This is a genomic window from Paenibacillus sp. MER TA 81-3 (assembly GCF_023713585.1).
Taxonomy (GTDB): domain Bacteria; phylum Bacillota; class Bacilli; order Paenibacillales; family Paenibacillaceae; genus Paenibacillus_B; species Paenibacillus_B profundus.
On record NZ_JAMAWB010000030.1, the window covers coordinates 1 to 21,225 of the forward strand.

Below are 21,225 nucleotides of genomic sequence, written 5' to 3' on the forward strand. Positions count from 1 at the left end.
CACGACCGTTAAGCCCTCCAGCGCCGATGGTACTTGGACCGCAGGGTCCCGGGAGAGTAGGACGTTGCCAAGCAGACAAACCACTGACATTATGTTAGTGGTTTTTTGTCTTGTCCACAACTTATCCACAGAGCCAATGCCTTCCCCATATGATATCCCTCTGATTTTTGCCATTCTATCCACACTGTATTTAATGATATCAACAATGACCACATTCTCCACTCGCATAACTAACAAACTGACCTGATCATAGAGCTGTAGACTGTGTTAGAGGTTACTGACTCCATTGTCTTTACCTCCTCAATCCCCACTTATTCCCCTACTTATGAACAATTATGTACTACTGACCATCGATTCAATCAGTAAACGTATAAGAGCTCTCGCATTATATGATGTCTATCCACAATCTATCATAAAAAAGTATTAACTTCTCAAATCGTATACACTATAAAGTATTTATCAACAATCTATCTAGATAAGATATACGAAAATATATCCCTATATACATATTCATCCCCAGCTTATCCACGCTCTGTGGAAAAGTCACGAAATATACACATTTTCGACTTTTTCAGCATGAATTAAAAATGTTCGGAACGGTATATGCACCTGAACTCTTTCCGCACGCAGCATACAATGGACAAAAAATGAAAATAAAGTATTGGCAAAGCAAAAAAATTCCGCTATAATAAACGTAAAGTCAAAGAAAGTCAAAGTCAGAATAAAGCACAAAAAGTCAAATAGTTAGGAAAAGTCGAATAAGGTACCGTCAAAATTGGTTAAACCTAATATAGAAGCGTGCGGAAAGGAGGGAGAAGATGCGCAATATTTCCGACTTGATTGAACATTATTTAAAGCATATGTTAGTGGAGAGCACGGAAGGCGCTGTAGAAATTCAACGAAATGATTTGGCGGAGCAATTTTCATGTGTGCCTTCGCAAATCAATTACGTTATCAGCACAAGGTTCACCTTGGAAAAAGGTTACGTCGTGGAAAGCAAACGGGGAGGCGGCGGATACATCCGCATTCAACGCGTCGATTTGCCGGAACATGAAGGTATCCACAATCATCTGTGCGAATCTATTGGAGAGCTAATCAGTCAGTCGGCGGCAGAGGGGCTCATTTATCAACTGGAAGAAGCAGAATTTATCTCCCGCCGGGAAGCGAATTTATTGAAGGCTGCCGTATCGCGCGACAACTTGCCGATTAAGCTTCCTTACCGCGATGAATTGCGTGCTAGGCTGCTGCGGGCCATGCTGCTGGCTCTGCTTAGCAAATAGATCGACCGATGTATATAAGGTTGAATATGTCACCTATAAAGGAGGAGAAACGGATATGATCTGTCAACAATGCGGTCAGAAACCAGCCACCTTGCATTTTACCAAAATCATTAACGGGCAAAAGACGGAATTCCATATTTGCGAATCATGTGCCCGGGAGAAGGGCGAATGGATTCCTGGCACGTCTAACGGATTCTCCATTCATAACTTGCTTTCTGGATTGCTTGACTTTGATCTGTCAGGCGGTGATTCGGGTACAAGCGGTACTGCTCATGCTAACAAGCCACAGGCGACGCGATGTGAGAAATGCGGACTTACTTATTCACAATTCAGCAAGCTCGGCCGTTTCGGGTGTGATGAATGCTACTCCTTCTTTGGCGACCGCTTGGATCCATTGCTGAAGCGAGTTCACGGCAATACTGTTCACATCGGCAAAATTCCGAAGCGTGGCGGAGGAAGAATTCAACGTAAGCGCGAATTAGAAGATTTAAAGAAGCAGCTGCAGCTCAGCATCATGAATGAGGAATTCGAACAAGCGGCCAAGCTGCGTGATCGCATCCGGGACTTGGAGAAGAATCCGTCTGGTGCTGCGGAACATAACGGTTAGTATCGTGCACATAAATAATGGGAATTGAACGAATGAAATGGAAGGAGATGGCGAGATGGCAGGGAGACGATTTATGGAGCAAGCGCTTAGTGACTGGATGCGCGGTACGGGTCCAGACTCCGATATCGTCATCAGCAGTCGTATCCGTGTAGCACGGAACTTGAGCGGACTGCCGTTCCCGCTGCTGGCGACGAACCAGCAGTCGGCTGAAGTGCATACCCATTTGACGGCGGTTGTGGATGAACCTGAATTTGCAGCGATCAATCATTTTCAGAAGTTTTCGCTTGTGGAAATGAACGACACCGAGAAGCAGGTGCTGGTTGAGAAACATTTAATCTCTCCGAGTCTGGCTAACGAGTCGCGTAACGGAGTCGTCATATTAAGCGATGACGAATCGATTAGCATTATGATTAATGAAGAAGACCATCTGCGGATTCAATGCCTGTATCCGGGGTTACAAATTCGTGAGGCGTGGGAACAAGCGAGCCGCATCGATGACGTGTTCGAATCACATGTCGATTATGCCTTCGACGAGAAGCGCGGTTACCTTACCTCGTGTCCGACGAATGTCGGTACCGGAATTCGGGCGTCGGTCATGATGCATTTGCCAGCTCTTGTGATGACACAGCAAATTAACCGCATCCTTCAGGCGGTTACACAAGTAGGCTTGGCTGTTCGGGGTATATACGGGGAAGGAAGCGAAGCGATCGGCAACCTGTTCCAGATCTCGAACCAGATTACACTCGGTCAATCTGAAACCGAGATTATCGATAATCTGTACAGTGTTGTGAAGCAAATTATCGAGCATGAGAAGGCGGCGCGTGAGCTCCTGCTAACGGATAGTCGGACACGACTGACAGACCGTGTATGCCGGTCTTATGGCATTATGAAGCACGCGGCTATCATGGATTCGAAGGAAGCGGCGCAACGGCTGTCTGATATTCGTCTCGGCTCGGATTTGAACATTCTAAACCATATTCACTCATCTGAATTGAACGAATTGCTTGTCATGACACAACCAGGATTTTTGCAGCATATATACAACAAATCGCTGCCAACCGATGAACGGGACGTGTATCGGGCGAGATTGATTCGGGAGACGTTATCGAAATCCAAATCCAAATCATAAAGTTTATGGAGGTGCTTAGACGATGATGTTCGGAAGATTTACAGAACGTGCACAAAAAGTATTGGCTTTGGCACAGGAAGAAGCGGTCCGCTTAGGACACAATAATATCGGAACAGAGCATATTTTGCTCGGCCTCATTCGTGAAGGGGAAGGCATTGCTGCAAAAGCTTTAGTTGCGCTCGGCCTTGGTCTGGAGAAGATTCAAGACGAAGTCGAATCGCTTATCGGGCGCGGTCAAGAACAGCCGACCAATATCGCCTATACGCCTCGGGCGAAGAAAGTCATTGAGCTGTCCATGGACGAAGCGCGCAAGCTTGGCCACACGTATGTCGGAACAGAGCATATTTTGCTCGGCCTGATTCGTGAGGGCGAGGGGGTAGCAGCACGCGTGTTGAACAACTTGGGCATCAGCCTGAACAAAGCGCGTCAGCAAGTGCTGCAGTTGCTCGGCAGCAGCGAAGCGGTATCGAGCCATCACGGCCAATCGCAAAATGTGAGCACACCGACGCTGGACAGCTTGGCACGCGATTTGACGGCGATTGCGAAGGAAGGCAACCTAGACCCTGTCATTGGCCGCAGCAAGGAGATTGAACGCGTCATTCAAGTGCTAAGCCGCCGGACGAAGAATAATCCGGTATTAATCGGAGAACCAGGCGTCGGGAAGACGGCCGTTGCCGAAGGCTTGGCCCAGAAGATTATTAATAATGAAATTCCAGAGACGCTCCGTGACAAGCGCGTCATGACACTTGATATGGGCTCAGTCGTCGCTGGCACAAAATACCGTGGTGAGTTCGAGGATCGGCTAAAAAAGATTATGGACGAAATTCGCCAAGCCGGGAATATCATCCTGTTCATTGATGAACTGCATACGCTGATTGGCGCTGGCGGTGCCGAAGGAGCGATTGACGCTTCTAACATCTTGAAGCCGGCGCTGGCACGCGGGGAGCTGCAATGTATCGGTGCGACGACGTTGGATGAATACCGCAAATATATTGAAAAAGATGCTGCATTAGAACGCCGCTTCCAGCCAATTACGGTGGATCAGCCGACGCCGGAAGAAACAGTTCAAATTCTAAAAGGGCTGCGCGATCGTTACGAAGCGCACCATCGCGTCAAAATTACGGACGAAGCGATTGACCAAGCAGTAAAGCTGTCAGACCGCTACATTACCGACCGCTTCCTGCCGGATAAAGCGATTGACCTGATTGATGAGGCCAGCTCGAAAGTACGCCTTCATTCATACACGGTACCGCCTAACTTGAAAGAGCTCGAAGCCCGCTTGGAGGACATCCGCAAAGAGAAGGATGCGTCTGTTCAGAGCCAGGAATTCGAGAAAGCAGCCGCGCTGCGCGATACAGAGCAGAAGATGCGCGAAGAGCTGGAGACGGTACGCAATCAATGGAAAGAGAAGCAGGGACGCATGGACTCCGAGGTTACGCCGGAAGACATCGCTCAGATCGTAGCCAGCTGGACCGGCATACCGGTGTTGAAGCTGAAAGAGGAGGAAAGCGAACGCCTGCTCAATATGGAAGAAATATTGCATGAACGTGTTATCGGGCAAGACGAAGCAGTCAAGGCGGTCAGCCGTGCTATTCGCCGCGCTCGTGCAGGTCTGAAAGATCCGAAGCGTCCAATGGGCTCCTTCATCTTCCTCGGCCCTACTGGGGTAGGGAAGACCGAGCTGGCGCGTGCGCTTGCGGAATCGCTCTTCGGTGATGATAATGCGGTTATCCGCATCGATATGTCCGAATATATGGAGAAACACTCAACAGCGCGTCTGGTAGGGGCGCCTCCAGGATACGTCGGCTACGAGGAAGGCGGCCAGCTGACTGAGAAAGTACGCCGTAAGCCATACTCGGTTGTCCTGTTGGATGAGATTGAGAAGGCTCACCCAGAAGTGTTCAATATTTTGCTGCAAGTGTTGGAAGACGGCCGTCTGACCGATTCCAAAGGACGCGTGGTGGACTTCCGCAACACACTCATTATATTGACGTCGAACGTCGGCGCCGAAGCAATTAAGCGCAATTCAACGCTCGGATTCACAGCTGCGAACGACACGAGCCGTGATTACAACAACATGAAAGATAAAGTGATGGCGGAATTGAAGAAGAGCTTCCGTCCGGAATTTTTGAACCGGATCGACGAAATCATCGTCTTCCATTCGCTTGATGAGAAGCACATTGCCGAAATCGTCACACTGATGGCAGATGAACTGCGCAAGCGTCTGAAGGAACAAGACATCGATTTTCAACTTACTGACGACGCCAAAGCATTCTTGGCAAAAGAGGGCTACGACCCGGCTTATGGAGCGCGTCCGCTGCGCCGTGCCATTCAGAAGCACATTGAGGACAGATTGTCCGAGGAGCTGCTGAGAGGTCAAATCATCAAGGGCGATGCGGTGCTTATAGACGAGAAGGACGGCGAACTTGTTGTACTGCGCAATACGGAAACTCCGGCTGCAACAACGAATGCATAATCGGTAATGCCACAGGCGCATCTCTTGCGATAAGCAAGGGGTGCGTTTTTTTATGCGGTTTTGTTCTTAGCCAAAGAACATGATGTCAGGCTTCCGCTTCATGGTCTGGTTTTCTTATGGGATAATATGTCGCCTCATAAAGGGGGGAACCACGTTAATAAGAGTGAATACTCAGGCTATTCGTACATTTTCCTCATCTTTCCTACCTCAATTGCTAAATCCCTTTATCCCGCTCCTTAAAAATGGTAAACTTGAACGAGGTGGGTAATAAATCAATTGGTTTACTCCGATACAATGAGTATCAACAACGAACTTTAGTAGACCATGGATTGAGTCCGTGATTATCAATTAGGAGTGTCGGCTGACATGGCCAAAGTAAAAACGAAATTTTATTGTAGCGAGTGCGGCTATGAGTCTCCAAAGTGGATGGGGAAGTGTCCGGGCTGCAACGAGTGGAATACGATGGTCGAGGAACGTGAAACCGTCGTGAAGACTGCAGGAGTCCATACTTCCTTGATTCAAACGAAAGAAAAGCCGCAATCGATCATACATATAGAGAGTGGACGCGAACCTCGATTAACGACGACACTAAGCGAACTGAATCGTGTCTTGGGCGGCGGAGTCGTTCCTGGTTCCCTTATCTTAGTCGGCGGGGACCCGGGTATCGGGAAATCCACACTGCTCTTGCAGACCTCAAATGCGCTCGCGACCAGCGGGCTGAAGGTATTGTACGTGTCTGGCGAGGAATCGATGCGGCAGACGAAGCTTAGAGCAGATCGGTTAGGTGTGCTGTCTGAGCGTTTGTTCGTCTTAAGCGAGACGAATCTACAATATATCGAAGAAGCGATTGACGCAATGAAGCCCGACTTTCTCGTCATCGACTCGATTCAGACGGTGTTTCAGCCGTCAGTTGAATCCGCTCCGGGCAGCGTGGCACAAGTGCGCGAATGCACAAGCACTTTTATGCGCATCGCTAAAGGCAGAGGAATTGCAACGGTGCTGGTCGGCCACGTGACGAAGGAAGGGGCTATTGCAGGCCCTCGCCTTCTGGAGCATATGGTGGATTGCGTGCTCTACTTTGAAGGGGAGCGGCACCATTCTTATCGTATATTGCGTGCGGTCAAGAATCGGTTCGGCTCCACGAATGAAATCGGCATATTCGAGATGACCGAAGGCGGATTGGTGGAAGTGAAGAATCCTTCCGAAATGTTCCTGCAAGAACGGCCGCTCGGTGTAGCCGGCTCTACGGTCGTGGCCAGCTTGGAGGGGACGCGGCCGGTGCTGGTGGAGATGCAGGCTCTCGTATCAGCTACCAATTTCCCTTCCCCGCGCCGCATGTCGACGGGGATTGATCATCAGCGGCTGTCGCTTATCATTGCGGTGCTGGAGAAGCGCATGGGAATGTTTTTGCAGAATCAAGATGCATATGTGAATGTAGCGGGTGGCTTGAAGCTGGATGAGCCGGCGGTCGATTTGGCTATGGCCGTCGCCATTGCCTCAAGCTTTCGCGATATGCCGACACAGCCGTATGATGTCGTATTCGGTGAAGTTGGCTTGACAGGAGAAGTGCGCGCCGTCTCGCGCGCGGAACAAAGGGTGAAAGAAGCAGAGAAACTCGGATTTAAGCGAATTATTTTACCAGAAAGTAGCTTGCGGGGGTGGAAACCGCCTGATCATATTGATATTATCGGCGTAAATACGGTTGCTGAAGCATTAACTGCGGCGCTAGGTTAGGGGGCATAGACAAAGAATGAAGGAAAGCCAGCTAGATATAATGAATGACCTACTGCGGATGGTTGCGCCGGGTACCCCATTCCGTGAAGGGTTAGAGAACGTATTGCGTGCAAAGACAGGCGCTCTTATTGTGGTCGGCTACAGTCCAGAAGTAATGGAAGTCGTTGATGGCGGATTTTCAATTAATTGCGATTTTTCGCCCAGCTATTTGTATGAGCTTGCCAAGATGGACGGCGCCATCATTTTAAGCGAGGACATTAAGCGAATCCTTTATGCAAATACACAGCTCATTCCGGATTCCTCCATTCCGTCGACAGAGACGGGGATTCGGCACCGTACCGCGGAGCGTGTTGCGAAGCAGACCGGTAAACTTGTCGTGTCTATCTCCCAGCGCCGCAACATCATTACGCTATACCAAGGCAGCCTTCGCTATGCGCTGAAGGAGATTGGCGTCATTTTGACGAAAGCCAACCAAGCGATTCAGACGCTAGAGAAATATAAAGCGGTACTCGTACAAGGCATGACCAATTTGACGGCTTCCGAGTTCGAAGAACTGGTGACATTGGCCGATGTTGTAAACGTTGTGCAACGTATTGAAATGGTATTACGTATTAAAATGGAGATAAAGCGTTACATCAATGAATTGGGTACCGAAGGACGTCTCATTAGCATGCAGCTGGAGGAACTGGTAAGCAACACCGAAGAAGATGCTTGGCTGCTTGTGAAGGATTACGCCCGGGATGAGAGTGATGAGAAGATCCGCGAAATTTTTGCCCAACTGAAAAAATGCACCGCGGATGAACTGCTCGATACCCATCACCTGATTCGCCTGTTGGGGTATCCGACGACAAGTGCGATTCAAGATGAGTCCATTTCACCGCGCGGCTATCGCGTCTTAAGTAAAATCCCGAGACTTCCGAACGTCATCACTCATAACTTAGTGGAGACATTCGAGTTCCTGCCGCACGTCATGATGGCTACCATTGAGGAACTGGATGAAGTGGATGGCATCGGTGAGGTGCGTGCACGCACCATTAAGGAAGGACTCAAACGTATTCAAGAGCAGGTTTTCATTGACAGGCAGATTTGATTTTCCAACAATGAAAACACGAACGTTGGGCATAGTAAAATTAGAGGTGAACCTATGATTATAAAGTCTATTCCGAGCTTGTTTACGATCGGCAACTTGTTTCTCGGAATTATATCCATTATGCTTGCGTTTCACGACGACTACAGCAAAGCCGCTCTTATGGTCATTATCGCCATGCTGCTTGACGGTCTTGATGGTCGGGTAGCACGGGCATTGAATGCGCAGAGTGAATTCGGCAAAGAGCTGGACTCTTTGTCCGACGTTATTTCGTTCGGCGTAGCCCCGGCATTCATTATGTATGTGGTGGCATTTAGCGAAATGAACTCGGCGCTTGCCTGGATTGTAACAGCCATATTTCCAATTTGCGGTGCGCTTCGCTTGGCTCGATTTAACGTTAAGGATGGGATTCCGGGCTATTTCATCGGTTTGCCTATTCCGGCTGCAGGCGGCGTTGCTTGTACGCTTGCGCTATTTCATGAGACCATTCCCGGAGCTTACTTGATTATCGCCATGCTCCTTTTGTCTTATTTGATGGTAAGCACTGTGAAATATCCGAATTTCAAGAAGGTTGGCATTCCGAAGAAAGCGATTTGGATTACGCCTATCGTCATCGCGGCATCCGCTGCGATTGCATTTTGGAAGCCAGAGCAGACACCGAAGCTCATATTTGTTCCCTTGGTGCTATATGCTCTCCTCGGCTTAAAAAAAAACGTTAGAATGCTGAATAGGCGTCGCAAGAAGCAAAGAGATGCGGAAGAATGGTACCAATCGAAACATTCCTGATCTAATTAACGATACAGCACTTGACGCTAAAGGGACAGTATCCCTTTAGCGTCAAGTGCTGTTGTTGTTTATACTGAGCCGGTATCCAACAGGGATACCGGCTTTTTGGCATAAAAAAGCCGAGAACGGTTATCCATGCTGCCCTGTGTGCAGCGCAGATACCCGCCCTCGGCTCTGTAATAGCGTAGTAGCAAGTATTGTTGCCCCCTGACGTTAAGACAAATTAAAAATACCAAGCGTAGAGCATTTGCTCGATTCCTGCTTCACGACATCATCCAGCTCGATGTCGAGCAGGTTGCAAAGGGCGGACATGTAGAAAAGGTGCTTACCAAGCTCGCTCTTCACGACGTCTTTGCAATTGTCGCACAAATATCCTTGGACGTGGCTTTCCATGCTCTGCTTCGCTTGATCAACATCCATATCAGCGCAATATGGCTGCCGCGTGGCATGCAGCTCCAAGCATCCGCATTCGGTAATAGCTTTGGTCACGGCGCGGTTCACCGAGGCGTCGGACTGACCGTATTTGGAGAGAATGTCCAATAGGCTCCGGTGTCTTAGCAGTAAATCAGCTACCTGATCTTGAAGCGCTTGCAAACTGGGAGTGCTCATTTCCATCCACCTCTATTCTTGGAATAGTGCAACGGTGCAAGCGTCGCACGAGATCGCTTGTTACGCATAACGTTTTCAAGAACATTATACGACTAGGAATTCCCATTTATCAACTCGGCACCGCGATAAAATTCAGAATTCGAGGATTAGGAGCCATTTCGTTGGGCCATAATTGTAAGGAAATCCAAATAGAGTAAGGAGGTGGACGTTTGTGTTTAAACGAATATTTCTAGGATTGGCTGGACTGATTGGCGCTTGGAGCGGGTTAGAGCTGCAACATTATTGGTATACACAGACGATGGAATTTGCCGCGGTAATGAATCAAGGATTCTCTTCTGTCCGCTTGTTATGGGCGTTTGGCGGGGCATTTTGCTTTTATGTAGTAGGTCGTGCACTCTTTATGCCATTGTCACGTATTTGGAATACCGGGCGAGAACGAATTGCGGAGATGTCCACGGGAATATTGGTGACGGGTGCAGCAGGTACACTGCTCGGTCTATGTTTTGCTTCGCTCATCACACCACTCTTGGGGCAATTCGGGAGCGTGGGGCATATGGCATCGGTTATTATCGCGATAGCGAGCGGGTGTGCAGGCATGCAAATTGCGCTGCTCAAACAGGAAGATATGGGATTGTGGCTCTCTTCGTTCAAATGGTTGGAACGCAGCAGTGAAGAAGAATCTGAATACCGTTATGAGGAGCACAAAATATTGGACACGAGCGTCATTATTGACGGCCGTATAGCGGATATTTGCAAGACGGGATTTATCGAAGGGACGATTGTCATTCCAGAATTCGTGCTTGAAGAGCTGCAGCATATCGCGGATTCTTCGGATTTGTTAAAACGAAATCGTGGACGTCGGGGATTGGATATTTTAAATAAGATTCAGAAGGAACTTGAGGTCAAGGTGCTGATTTATGAAGGTGACTTCGATGAGATCTCCGAAGTGGACAGCAAGCTCGTCAAGCTTGCCAAGCTGTTGAAGGGCAAAGTCGTCACCAATGACTTCAACTTGAATAAAGTGTGCGAGCTGCAGGGCGTGTCTGTGTTGAACATTAACGACCTTGCCAATGCGGTGAAGCCGGTCGTACTGCCTGGTGAAGAGATTGTCGTGCAAGTAATCAAAGACGGCAAGGAACACGGTCAGGGTGTCGCCTATCTGGATGATGGTACGATGATCGTGGTTGAGGGCGGGCGCGACTACATCGGCATGACGATGGAAGTGCTCGTAACGAGCGTGCTGCAGACGTCAGCGGGACGCATGATTTTTGCCAAGCCAAAACTGTTGGAAAAAGCCCAATAAACAGGTATGATGGGGGTAGCACCATCATGGAGGGTTAACAGGGATGGAACAAGGCTTTGGAGTGGTGATCGTGGCTGCCGGCAAAGGCACGCGCATGGGCACCGAGGAGAGTAAGCAATATTTACGGCTGCTGGACAAGCCGGTCATTGTACATACGGTGGAGCGGTTTCAAGCGATTCCTGAATGCGAGACGATCGCTTGGGTGACGTCAGCGCAGGACATGCCCCGCTGTGAAGATTGGGTACGTGAATATGGACTGGATAAAGTCCGCGATATCGTAGCCGGCGGCAAGGAACGGCAGCACTCGGTGTATGCAGGGCTGCAGGCGCTGCAGGCACGCGGCTTGGATTATGTATTGATTCACGATGGCGTACGGCCTTTTGTGGACCCAGGCAAGGTGAAGGCATGCTTTACCACGGCCCGGGAGCATGAGGCGTCCGTATTGGCCGTACCGGTGAAAGATACGATAAAGCAGGTGAATGGGGATGGCGTCATAACGGCAACGCCGGACCGACGCAGCTTGTGGGCGATTCAGACCCCACAGGCTTTTCGTCTTTCCATATGTATGTCTGCCCATGAGCAGGCGGAGCTGGAGGGATTCATCGGGACGGACGACGCGATGCTCGTGGAGCGCATGGGCGTTCCAGTTCATGTCGTGGAAGGGGATTACACGAACATCAAGCTTACGACACCGGACGATCTGGATTGGGCGGCCTGGTGGATGTTGCGGAATCAATAACATGGTAAGGGAGAGGGAGAATTCGTGATACGAGTAGGACAGGGATTCGATGTGCATCAATTGGTGGAAGGACGTCCGTGCATTATCGGCGGCGTACATATTCCATATGAAAAAGGTCTGTTGGGGCATTCGGACGCCGACGTGCTTCTGCATACGGTAAGTGACGCCGTCCTCGGAGCCTTGGGTCTCGGCGACATTGGGAAGCATTTCCCAGACACGGATCCGGCATACAAAGACGCGGACAGCGTGAAGCTGATGGAACATGTCTGGGCGTTCGCGAAGGAGCGGGGCTACCGGCTTGGCAACGTGGATTGCACCATTATTGCGCAGAAGCCGAAGATGCTGCCGCACATACCGGCCATGGTTGCGAATATCGCACGCATATTGGAAGCGGATGAGTCGCAGGTGAACGTGAAAGCGACGACGACGGAACAGCTTGGCTTTACGGGAAGAAGCGAGGGAATTGCCGCTCAGGCGGTTGTCTGCCTCTTTAAAGATATGGTATAACTAAAAGTGAGTATTCAAAAGGGGAATTTTTGAACCACCTCTAAAAGGTAGACTAAAATAATCGGTGTGAGGGAAGCTATCATGAATAAAGACATTCGTGTTCGTTATGCACCAAGTCCAACGGGACACTTACATATCGGAAATGCACGTACAGCACTGTTCAATTATTTGTTCGCACGTCACCATGGCGGGAAATTCATCGTTCGTATCGAAGACACGGACGTGAAGCGCAACGTGGAAGGCGGAGAAGAGAACCAATTCAAGTACATGAAATGGCTTGGCATGGATTGGGATGAAAGCATCGATGTGGGTGGCGATTACGGCCCATATCGTCAGACCGAGCGTCTGGATATATACAATAAATATGTGAATGAGCTGCTTGAACGCGATTGGGCTTATCGCTGTTACTGCACGGAGCAGGAGCTTGAAGCGGAGCGGGAGGCGCAAGTCGCCCGCGGGGAAACACCGAAATATTCGGGCAAATGCTGTGGATTATCCGCAGAGGACCATGCGCGTCTTGAAGCGGAAGGCCGCCAAGCGAGCATTCGTTTTCGCGTTCCGGAAGGCCGCTCTTATACGTTTGACGACCTTGTAAAGGGCGATATTACCTTCGAGTCCGACACGACGGGTGATTGGGTCATCGTGAAGAAAGACGGTATTCCGACGTACAACTTCGCGGTCGTGCTCGACGATTATTTGATGCGCATATCGCACGTCTTGCGCGGTGAAGACCATATTACGAATACATTGCGCCAACTGATGATTTACGAGGCGTTCGGCTGGGAAGCGCCGGTATTTGGTCATATGACGCTTATCGTCAATGAGAACCACAAGAAGCTCAGCAAGCGCGACGAGTCGATTATTCAGTTTATCGAACAGTACGAGCAGCTCGGCTATCTGCCGGAAGCCATCTGCAACTTCATTGCGCTTCTCGGCTGGTCTCCGAAAGGCGAAGAAGAGCTGTTCTCGCTCGATGAGCTGATTTCGATTTTTGATGCGAATCGCTTATCGAAGAGTCCTGCGGTATTCGATACGAATAAATTGACGCATATCAATAATATGTATATGAAGAAAGCAGACATAGAGCGCATCGCGGCACTCTCCATACCGCATCTGCAGCAAGCGGGTCGACTGCCGGAGAGCTTGAACGAAGAGCAGCTCGCGTGGGCGACATCGCTTATCAAGCTGTATCAAGAGCAGATGAACTGCGCTTCCGACATCGTGGAACTGTCTGAACTGTTCTTCCGCGACGAGCTTGTCGTCGACGAAGAAGCGAAGCCAGTCCTGGAAGAACCGCAAGTTCCCGCCGTGCTGAGCGCTTTGCTTCAGAAGCTGGAAGCCGCCGCATCATGGGATGTCGATACGGTCAAAGCGGCGATGAAGGAAGTTCAGAAAGAAACGGGCGCCAAAGGCAAAGGATTGTTCATGCCTGTCCGTGTGGCGGTATCGGGCCAAATGCATGGCCGCGACCTGAACGAGACGATTGTCTTGCTTGGCCAAGCCAAAGTATTCAAACGTCTGCGTCAGCTGGCGTAGCAGTCTGGCAACATCGGACGAGAAGCCCTTATTGTCAGCTGCGCTGCACATCCGCTATACTAGACGATATAATACGAGTAAGGAAAAGCGTTGAACGGGAAAGCATTGGCAATTATGAAGCGTACAGAGAGAACGAACGGTCAAGGACATGCGCATCATGTTCTTGCAGGCTGAGAGTCGTTCCGGTTCGATGCTGATGCGTTGCACCCGGAAGCTTCGTCTCTGAGCGTGCTTGAAGAGCATGGGTAGGAGATGACGTGTCGTTCGCGTTACTGAACGTTGAGTGGGATAGCTGTTACAGTTTACAGACCGCGATTGCGGCCAGATTCCAGGTGAATTCGAGGGAATGAGGCGTCTGGTCTGGATGTAACGTTATCCAAGCAGAGTGGAACCGCGCACCGCGCCTCTGCAGCATCATGCTGCAGAGGCGTTTTTATTTTAGAGGTTCACCACTTCTAGGAAGTTCCGGGGGGGACGGGTCATGTGGCGTATCATTCGACGAATGCAATCTGATGTGCGAGCGGTGTTCGATAACGACCCTGCGGCAAGAAGCCGGTTTGAAGTCATTTTTACTTATTCTGGACTGCATGCGATATGGGCGCATCTAATCGCTCATTGGTTGTACCGACACCGTTGGTTTACGGTGGCCCGCATCATTTCGCAGGCGAGCCGCTTTGTGACCGGAATTGAGATACATCCAGGTGCCCGTATAGGGAACCGTCTGTTCATAGACCATGGGATGGGGGTCGTAATCGGTGAAACGTGTGAAATCGGAGACGATGTCGTCATCTACCAAGGGGTGACCCTTGGAGGGACAGGGAAAGAAAAAGGAAAGCGGCACCCCACGATCGGGAACAACGTAGTCATTTCTTCCGGTGCCAAGGTGCTCGGATCGTTCAAGGTTGGAGACAATTCCAGCATTGGGGCCAATTCAGTCGTATTGCGGGAAGTTCCGCCGAACTGTACCGTAGTCGGTATACCAGGGCGAATCGTGAAGCAGGACGGCATTCGCATTGACCGTCTGAATCATGCCCAATTGCCTGACCCGGTCATCGATATGCTGCGCAGCTTGCAAGGCGAGATCGATGTGCTGAAAGCCGAATTGCAACTATGCAAGCCTTCCAAGCCAAGAAATATTGCTGGTGATCAAGTCGATGATCAAGCAGGAGACCCGGACGCAGCCAGTAAACAGCCAAAAGAGGACGAAGACGCCGCGGAACGGCTTGTTGAAGCCAATGTAATCAAAAAATAAAGCGAAACGAGATTAATGTAGGAGGTTAGCGCACCCATGACGCTGCACATTTATAATACGATGACGCGCCGCAAAGAGCCGTTCATCTCGATACACCCGGATAAGGTGAACATGTATGTATGCGGTCCGACCGTATACGATTATATTCATATCGGCAATGCGCGTCCGCAGATTTTCTTTGACGTGGTCCGCCGTTATTTGGAGACGCTTGGCTATGATGTGAAATATGTCGTCAACTTCACGGATGTGGACGATAGGCTAATTCGCAAAGCGGCGGAACTTGGATCTACCGTGCCGGAGGTCGCTGATCGCTTTATCCAAGCCTTTTATGAAGATATCGACGGGATTGGCGTCCGCCGTGCTTCGCAGAACCCGCGCGTAATGGACAATATGTCGGAAATCACCGCCTACATCGCTGAATTGGTGGAGCGTGGCTTCGCATATGAATCCGGCGGAGATGTCTATTTCCACACGAAGAAGTTTCATGATTATGGGAAGCTATCTCATCAAAATATAGAAGAACTTCAACTCGGCATTCGAATTGAAGTGGATGAGCGCAAAGAGAACCCTGAAGATTTCGTACTCTGGAAGGCGGCAAAGCCTGGAGAAATCTCCTGGCCGAGTCCGTGGGGCGATGGCCGTCCAGGCTGGCATATCGAATGCTCCGCGATGGCGCGCAAATATTTGGGTGAGACGCTGGATATACACGGCGGGGGCCAGGATTTGCAATTCCCGCACCACGAGTGCGAGGTAGCGCAATCGGAGTCCATCACCGGCAAGCCGCTGGCGAATGTATGGATGCATAACGGGTATATTCATATTAATAATGAAAAAATGTCGAAGTCGCTTGGCAACGGCGTGCTTGTCAAAGATTTGCGCAAGCAGTATCAACCGGCGGCGCTCCGCTATTTCATGCTGGCGACGCACTATCGCAATCCGCTTAACTTCAGCGAAGAGGCAATGGTGCAGGCGGAGAAGAGCGTGAGCCGGATTGCCAATGCGATGGCGAATGTGCAGCATGCTCTGCAGACGGTGACGAATGGAGCGGGTGCGGAAGCGGTGCATGAACAGGAGCCCGATGACACGCTGCAGGCGAAGCTGGCCGGCATCCTCGACACGTTCGATGCGAAGATGCGGGATGACTTCAACACGGCTGATGCCATTACGGCCATGTTCGAATGGGCAAGCGAGGCTAACACCTACTTGCAGCACGGTACCCAAGGAGCGCAGCAGGCCGGCAATTTGCAAGCGCTGCTCGATGCGTTCGAAGCGATGAATGATGTGCTCGGCCTCGTGATGGATCAGGAGGATGAGCTGCTTGACGAAGAAGTGGACCAACTCATTCAAGAACGCAATGATGCGCGCAAAGCTAAAAACTGGGCGCGCGCCGATGAGATTCGCGATTTGCTGACAGCTCAAGGAATATTGCTGGAGGACACGCCGCAAGGCGTACGTTGGCGTCGCAAATGAAGAGAGACGAACAACCGGCGTCCGGAGGCAAAGGAGCGAATAACAGCGCCATGAACAAGGATGAACAAGCACGGCATGAAATAGACGAAGCGAGCACGGGACAAGGGGAGCCGCAACATTTGCTCTTCCCCTTCGCTCCATCCAAGCAAGCGAAGCATTTGAACCCGATCGTGCTCGCTTATATGGGCGATGCCATCTACGAAGCAGCGATACGCCAATATTTGATATCGAAGCCGAATCATCGCCCTAATCATTTGCACAGAGAAGTAATAAGCTATGTGTCTGCGAAAGCACAGGCTCGCATTCTCGGCAGCATCGCCTCCTTCTTGACGGAAGAGGAAGCCGATATCGTACGCCAAGGGCGGAATACGAAGTCGAGTGTGCCGAAAAGTGCCGATGTGAGCGAATACCGACAGGCAACGGCGCTGGAAGCGTTGTTCGGCTATTTATATTTCAGCGGGCAGCATGATCGCTTGCGCCAACTGATGAATATGATCGTTCACGCCCATGAAGCGGAGCACGACAATAAATAACGTGTGGAGCACGGATGCAATACACGAAGCTACACATAACGGGAGGCCATTACACGCATGCATGAAGAATTTATCGCCGGGAAACACTCGGTTACCGAAGCGCTCAAATCTGGGCGCACCATCAACAAGATATGGATTGCGGATAATGCGCAGAAGCATTTGACCCTGCCTATCATCGCTGAAGCGAAGAAAGCGGGAGTTGTCATTCAGACGGTGGACAAGCGTAAGCTGGACCAGATAGTCGAAGGCGTGCAGCATCAAGGTGTTGTCGCTCAAGTCGCTGCTTATGATTATGTGGAAGTGGAAGATATTCTCGCCCGGGCCGAGGCCAAAGGGGAAGTTCCTTTTTTGCTGTTGCTAGACGAAATCGAAGACCCGCATAACTTGGGCTCGATTTTGCGTACGGCTGATTGTACGGGAGTTCACGGTGTTATCATTCCGAAGCGTCGCTCGGTTGGACTTACCGCTACGGTGTCGAAGACATCGGCAGGGGCAGTCGAATATGTGCCGGTTGCCCGCGTCACGAACTTGACACAGACAATGGAACAGCTGAAAGAGCGCGGCGTGTGGATTGTCGGCACAGACGTATCGGCGACGCAGGAAATATACGATGCGGATGTGTTCACACTTCCGGTTGCGCTTGTAATTGGCAACGAGAACAAAGGCATGGGTCGTCTTATCCGTGAAACGTGTGATGTTCTCTGTACATTGCCAATGGCAGGGCAAATCAATTCGCTAAACGCGTCGGTAGCCGCTGGCATCTTTATGTATGAGGTTGTGCGCCGGCGCCGCGGCTGAGGCTACGGAACATGGAACGGCAGGATTGGCGCGATGTGCTCTTGGTCGATGGTTACAATATGATTGGGGCATGGCCGGAATTGTCGCAGCTTGCGGATAACCGATTGGAAGAAGCGCGGGATCGGCTGCTGCACATGCTTGCGGATTATCAAGCTTATTCGGGGCGAAAAGTCATTGCCGTGTTCGACGCGTATCGCGTTCCCGGTCTCGGGATGAAATACAAGCAGGGGAATATGACGGTTTATTTTACAAAAGAAAAAGAAACGGCGGATGAATGCATTGAACGTCTCGTAAAGGAACTGACGCATCGCCGCCGTCAAATCTATGTTGCCACCTCCGACATGACGGAGCAGCGCGTCACCTTCGGGCAGGGTGCGCTTCGTGTCTCTGCGCGGGAGCTTCGGCTCATCATTGAGCAGGCAAGACAAGAAGTGCAGTCTCGTATCCGGGAGCATGCATCGCAGCCGATCAAACGTAATCCGTTGGAAGGGAAGCTGAGTCTGGAGCAACTGTTGAAGCTGGAACGGATGCGCCGCGGCGAAGAAGACTAGCAGAGGTTGAAAAGCAGTTTTTTTGAACACGCGCTAGAATCGAGAGAAGAGATGTTCGCCCAGTACGGATTTTGGTATCTTTTTTCCAAGTGATTGTCTCTTTATTTGTGAAATACCTTGGATTCCGCTCTGGATAAGGCTTCACTTGGTTGACGGTGTTAGATAGATTCATATATACTGAATCTATCATTTGTGATGTAACAGTGGATTGCGTTGCAGGCCGGAGGGATTGCTAGTGAGTGTTGACCTCAGAGTATTAAGCGCCTCCTCATACGATCGGTTGGCGGATGAACAGCTAGTCGACGCGGTTCGTGATGGGGACAGTGAAGCGCTTGAATACTTAATTAACAAATACCGCAATTTCGTACGGGCGAAGGCACGCTCTTATTTTTTGATCGGGGCTGACCGTGAAGATATTGTACAAGAGGGTATGATCGGCCTATACAAGTCGATTCGGGATTTTAAAGGTGACAAGTTGGCTTCATTCAAGGCGTTTGCCGAACTGTGCATCACAAGACAGATCATTACCGCGATCAAGACCGCGACGCGTCAGAAACATATCCCTTTAAATTCATACGTTTCCTTGGACAAGCCGATTTACGATGAAGATTCGGACCGGACGTTGCTGGACATTATCGGGGGTTCGCGTGTATCGGACCCGGAAGAGCTCATTATTAATCAAGAAGAGTTTGTCGGACTTGAAGACAAGATGTCCGAAATACTGAGCGATTTGGAACGCAAAGTGTTAATGCTTTATTTGGACGGACGATCCTATCAGGAGATTGCCGTCGATCTAGATCGACATGTCAAATCCATTGATAATGCTCTGCAGCGTGTGAAGCGCAAGCTGGAGCGGTATTTGGAATTGCGCGATGGCGCACATGAGGAATAGCGAACGATAGAGAGATGTCATGAAGAGCTTATCCACCTCACGAGTGAGGGAATAAGCTTTTTTTACTATTAAGGAATGGTTCTGACTGGTGAAGGAGCGGGAATGCCGCGATCGTGAAAAGGTGATGATAGGGCGCAGGTTTAGATTGATTGAAAATCTACCATACTGGTATAGACTTCGACATTCGAGATTATTCCTTTTGCATGCAGCTGTCGGTTATGATAGAGTGGAGGTCGTAACCCCCCCCTAGCGTCAATACTTTTCGTTGACATGATTTGACCCTTATGATAAAGTGTTTTAGGTAGCCCTAAATATGCGTACGTTTTTACTGAATAAGTCTGTCTTATTCAGCTCGAGAGGCGGTTTTTATTCCTTATGGAATGGGAACAAACTGTTTCCCCTTGGGATAAATTCGACGCTTCTTATCATTAAGGTGTCTTCAGGAGGTGTACTATATGCGGGTAATCGTTACGATGGCTTGCACGAACTGCAAACAACGCAACTACACGACAACAAAGAACAAACGCAATCACCCAGACCGCATTGAGTTGAAGAAATTCTGCAAGTTCTGCAACGAGCATACTTCTCATCGCGAAACAAGATAAGTCAGATGGAGGTGTAGTCCGTGGCTTTCTTCGGGAATCTGAAACGTAGTTTCGGTTCAATGTTTTCCTTCTTTGCCGACAGCTGGGGCGAATTGAAAAAAGTTCGCTGGCCCAATCGTAAAGAATTGACAAGCTATACGATCGTCGTATTAGCCACGGTTGTCTTTATGACGCTTTATTTTTGGGTCCTTGACATCGGAATTAGCGCGATCGTCGAAGCGATTATTTAATAAAGTCCCAAGGTGGCTTGGTTATGGAAAAGAGATGGTACGTTGTTCATACCTATTCGGGGTATGAAAACAAAGTTAAGGCCAATTTGGAAAAGCGCGTCGAATCCATGGGCATGGAAGACAAAATTTTCCGAGTTCTTGTTCCAATGGAAGAAGAAGTGGTAAACAAAGACGGCAAGAAAAAGATCGTCATGCGCAAGGTTTACCCTGGCTATGTTTTGGTAGAGATGATCCAGACGGATGAGTCTTGGTATGTTGTTCGCAATACGCCAGGGGTCACTGGTTTTGTCGGTTCTACTGGTTCTGGTTCAAAGCCTATCCCGCTGTTGCCTGATGAGGTTGAACAAATCTTGAAGACAATGGGAATGGAAGCGCCGAAGCCAAAAGTCGATTTCGACTTGAAGGAATCGGTGCGTATTAAGGTCGGACCTTTTGCTAACTTTGTCGGTACGGTTGAAGAAATCATTACGGACAAGCAGAAGTTGAAGGTCCATGTTAACATGTTTGGAAGAGAAACCCCGCTTGAGTTGGATTACCACCAAGTGGAGAAGATTTAATACATCTTTTCAGGTTTCTGCTGTGAGGGAGGGCGCAAGCTTTGAACTCACATATTAGCGCAAGGAGGTGTACTACGTGGCGAAAAAAGTCATTAAAATCGTTAAGTTGCAAATACCAGCGGGAAAGGCAAATCCTGCGCCTCCGGTAGGTCCAGCTTTGGGTCAAGCAGGGGTTAACATCATGGCGTTCTGTAAAGAGTTCAACGCGAAGACAGCTGACCAAGCAGGTCTTATCATTCCTGTCGAAATCACTGTGTTCGAAGATCGTTCCTTTACGTTCATTACGAAGACGCCGCCGGCTGCTGTATTGTTGAAAGTAGCGACGAAAGTAGAAAAAGGTTCCGGCGAACCAAACAAGAACAAAGTTGCGACTGTAAAACGCGACGTTGTTCGTCAAATCGCAGAACAAAAAATGCCTGACCTGAACGCAGCATCTGTTGAATCAGCTATGCGTATGGTTGAAGGTACGGCTCGCAGCATGGGTATCGTCGTAGAAGACTAATTCAAGTTTTCTGGACGCATGTGGGAGGTTTAACCGTTAATA

At 49.8% G+C, this 21,225-nt stretch carries 22 protein-coding genes; 21 read left to right on the forward strand and 1 reads right to left on the reverse strand.

Going from position 1 to position 21,225, the window contains the following annotated elements:
* Positions 1 to 818: 818 nt before the first annotated feature.
* The 7 genes from M3650_RS28180 (at position 819) to pssA (ending at position 9,099) form a co-directional block, all read left to right on the forward strand.
* Positions 819 to 1,280 (forward strand): CtsR family transcriptional regulator, encoded by a 462-nt coding sequence (locus M3650_RS28180; protein WP_251579518.1) that lies wholly within the window; start codon positions 819 to 821, stop codon positions 1,278 to 1,280.
* Between the two features lie 55 nt (positions 1,281 to 1,335).
* Positions 1,336 to 1,887 (forward strand): protein-arginine kinase activator protein McsA, encoded by a 552-nt coding sequence (gene mcsA / locus M3650_RS28185; RefSeq protein ID WP_251579519.1) that lies wholly within the window; start codon positions 1,336 to 1,338, stop codon positions 1,885 to 1,887.
* A gap of 55 nt (positions 1,888 to 1,942) precedes the next feature.
* The gene (gene mcsB, locus M3650_RS28190) at positions 1,943 to 3,016 is read left to right on the forward strand and encodes a protein-arginine kinase McsB (RefSeq protein ID WP_019420664.1); all 1,074 of its coding nucleotides are present in this window, start codon (positions 1,943 to 1,945) and stop codon (positions 3,014 to 3,016) included.
* Between the two features lie 22 nt (positions 3,017 to 3,038).
* Positions 3,039 to 5,492 carry an ATP-dependent protease ATP-binding subunit ClpC gene (gene clpC, locus M3650_RS28195; protein ID WP_251579520.1) on the forward strand — a complete coding sequence of 818 codons (2,454 nt, stop codon included), beginning with the start codon at positions 3,039 to 3,041 and terminating at the stop codon, positions 5,490 to 5,492.
* A 366-nt stretch (positions 5,493 to 5,858) separates the two neighbouring features.
* Positions 5,859 to 7,226, forward strand: a complete 1,368-nt coding sequence (gene radA / locus M3650_RS28200; RefSeq protein ID WP_251579522.1) for a DNA repair protein RadA — start codon at positions 5,859 to 5,861, stop codon at positions 7,224 to 7,226.
* Between the two features lie 16 nt (positions 7,227 to 7,242).
* Complete coding sequence (gene disA / locus M3650_RS28205) at positions 7,243 to 8,316, forward strand: DNA integrity scanning diadenylate cyclase DisA (RefSeq protein WP_251579524.1); 1,074 nt, start codon at positions 7,243 to 7,245, stop codon at positions 8,314 to 8,316.
* Positions 8,317 to 8,370: 54 nt separating this feature from the next.
* The gene (pssA, locus tag M3650_RS28210; RefSeq protein WP_251579526.1) at positions 8,371 to 9,099 is read left to right on the forward strand and encodes a CDP-diacylglycerol--serine O-phosphatidyltransferase; all 729 of its coding nucleotides are present in this window, start codon (positions 8,371 to 8,373) and stop codon (positions 9,097 to 9,099) included.
* Positions 9,100 to 9,312: 213 nt separating this feature from the next.
* Here the strand turns inward: pssA and M3650_RS28215 are convergent, their stop codons facing one another.
* Positions 9,313 to 9,708: a nucleoside triphosphate pyrophosphohydrolase family protein gene (locus tag M3650_RS28215; RefSeq protein WP_019420669.1), complete on the reverse strand. Its 396-nt coding sequence runs from the start codon at positions 9,706 to 9,708 to the stop codon at positions 9,313 to 9,315.
* 211 nt (positions 9,709 to 9,919) lie between these two features.
* Between M3650_RS28215 and M3650_RS28220 the strand changes: the two genes are divergently transcribed.
* From M3650_RS28220 to rplK, 14 genes are all read left to right on the forward strand, one after another.
* Positions 9,920 to 11,011: a PIN/TRAM domain-containing protein gene (locus M3650_RS28220; RefSeq protein ID WP_019420670.1), complete on the forward strand. Its 1,092-nt coding sequence runs from the start codon at positions 9,920 to 9,922 to the stop codon at positions 11,009 to 11,011.
* A 43-nt stretch (positions 11,012 to 11,054) separates the two neighbouring features.
* The gene (gene ispD / locus M3650_RS28225) at positions 11,055 to 11,750 is read left to right on the forward strand and encodes a 2-C-methyl-D-erythritol 4-phosphate cytidylyltransferase (protein ID WP_251579528.1); all 696 of its coding nucleotides are present in this window, start codon (positions 11,055 to 11,057) and stop codon (positions 11,748 to 11,750) included.
* Positions 11,751 to 11,774: 24 nt separating this feature from the next.
* The gene (gene ispF, locus M3650_RS28230; protein ID WP_019420672.1) at positions 11,775 to 12,257 is read left to right on the forward strand and encodes a 2-C-methyl-D-erythritol 2,4-cyclodiphosphate synthase; all 483 of its coding nucleotides are present in this window, start codon (positions 11,775 to 11,777) and stop codon (positions 12,255 to 12,257) included.
* An 81-nt stretch (positions 12,258 to 12,338) separates the two neighbouring features.
* A complete protein-coding gene (gltX, locus tag M3650_RS28235) occupies positions 12,339 to 13,793 on the forward strand; it encodes a glutamate--tRNA ligase (RefSeq protein WP_251579530.1) in 1,455 nt (484 codons plus the stop codon).
* Positions 13,794 to 14,274: 481 nt separating this feature from the next.
* The gene (cysE, locus tag M3650_RS28240) at positions 14,275 to 15,045 is read left to right on the forward strand and encodes a serine O-acetyltransferase (protein WP_251579533.1); all 771 of its coding nucleotides are present in this window, start codon (positions 14,275 to 14,277) and stop codon (positions 15,043 to 15,045) included.
* Between the two features lie 36 nt (positions 15,046 to 15,081).
* Positions 15,082 to 16,515: a cysteine--tRNA ligase gene (gene cysS, locus M3650_RS28245; protein ID WP_251579535.1), complete on the forward strand. Its 1,434-nt coding sequence runs from the start codon at positions 15,082 to 15,084 to the stop codon at positions 16,513 to 16,515.
* On the forward strand, positions 16,512 to 17,048 hold the full coding sequence (locus M3650_RS28250) for a Mini-ribonuclease 3 (RefSeq protein ID WP_251579537.1): 537 nt from the start codon (positions 16,512 to 16,514) through the stop codon (positions 17,046 to 17,048). The genes cysS and M3650_RS28250 overlap by 4 nt, the downstream gene beginning before the upstream one ends.
* A gap of 57 nt (positions 17,049 to 17,105) precedes the next feature.
* Positions 17,106 to 17,846 carry a 23S rRNA (guanosine(2251)-2'-O)-methyltransferase RlmB gene (gene rlmB / locus M3650_RS28255; RefSeq protein ID WP_251579539.1) on the forward strand — a complete coding sequence of 247 codons (741 nt, stop codon included), beginning with the start codon at positions 17,106 to 17,108 and terminating at the stop codon, positions 17,844 to 17,846.
* A gap of 11 nt (positions 17,847 to 17,857) precedes the next feature.
* Positions 17,858 to 18,397 (forward strand): NYN domain-containing protein, encoded by a 540-nt coding sequence (locus M3650_RS28260; protein WP_251579541.1) that lies wholly within the window; start codon positions 17,858 to 17,860, stop codon positions 18,395 to 18,397.
* Positions 18,398 to 18,632: 235 nt separating this feature from the next.
* Positions 18,633 to 19,289 carry an RNA polymerase sporulation sigma factor SigH gene (sigH, locus tag M3650_RS28265; protein WP_251579543.1) on the forward strand — a complete coding sequence of 219 codons (657 nt, stop codon included), beginning with the start codon at positions 18,633 to 18,635 and terminating at the stop codon, positions 19,287 to 19,289.
* Between the two features lie 455 nt (positions 19,290 to 19,744).
* Positions 19,745 to 19,894, forward strand: coding sequence for a 50S ribosomal protein L33 (rpmG, locus tag M3650_RS28270; protein WP_019420680.1), 150 nt, complete (start codon positions 19,745 to 19,747; stop codon positions 19,892 to 19,894).
* A gap of 38 nt (positions 19,895 to 19,932) precedes the next feature.
* Positions 19,933 to 20,124 carry a preprotein translocase subunit SecE gene (gene secE, locus M3650_RS28275; RefSeq protein WP_026010982.1) on the forward strand — a complete coding sequence of 64 codons (192 nt, stop codon included), beginning with the start codon at positions 19,933 to 19,935 and terminating at the stop codon, positions 20,122 to 20,124.
* Between the two features lie 23 nt (positions 20,125 to 20,147).
* Positions 20,148 to 20,681, forward strand: coding sequence for a transcription termination/antitermination protein NusG (gene nusG / locus M3650_RS28280; RefSeq protein WP_019420682.1), 534 nt, complete (start codon positions 20,148 to 20,150; stop codon positions 20,679 to 20,681).
* Between the two features lie 76 nt (positions 20,682 to 20,757).
* On the forward strand, positions 20,758 to 21,183 hold the full coding sequence (gene rplK, locus M3650_RS28285) for a 50S ribosomal protein L11 (protein WP_019420683.1): 426 nt from the start codon (positions 20,758 to 20,760) through the stop codon (positions 21,181 to 21,183).
* Positions 21,184 to 21,225: the final 42 nt, after the last annotated feature.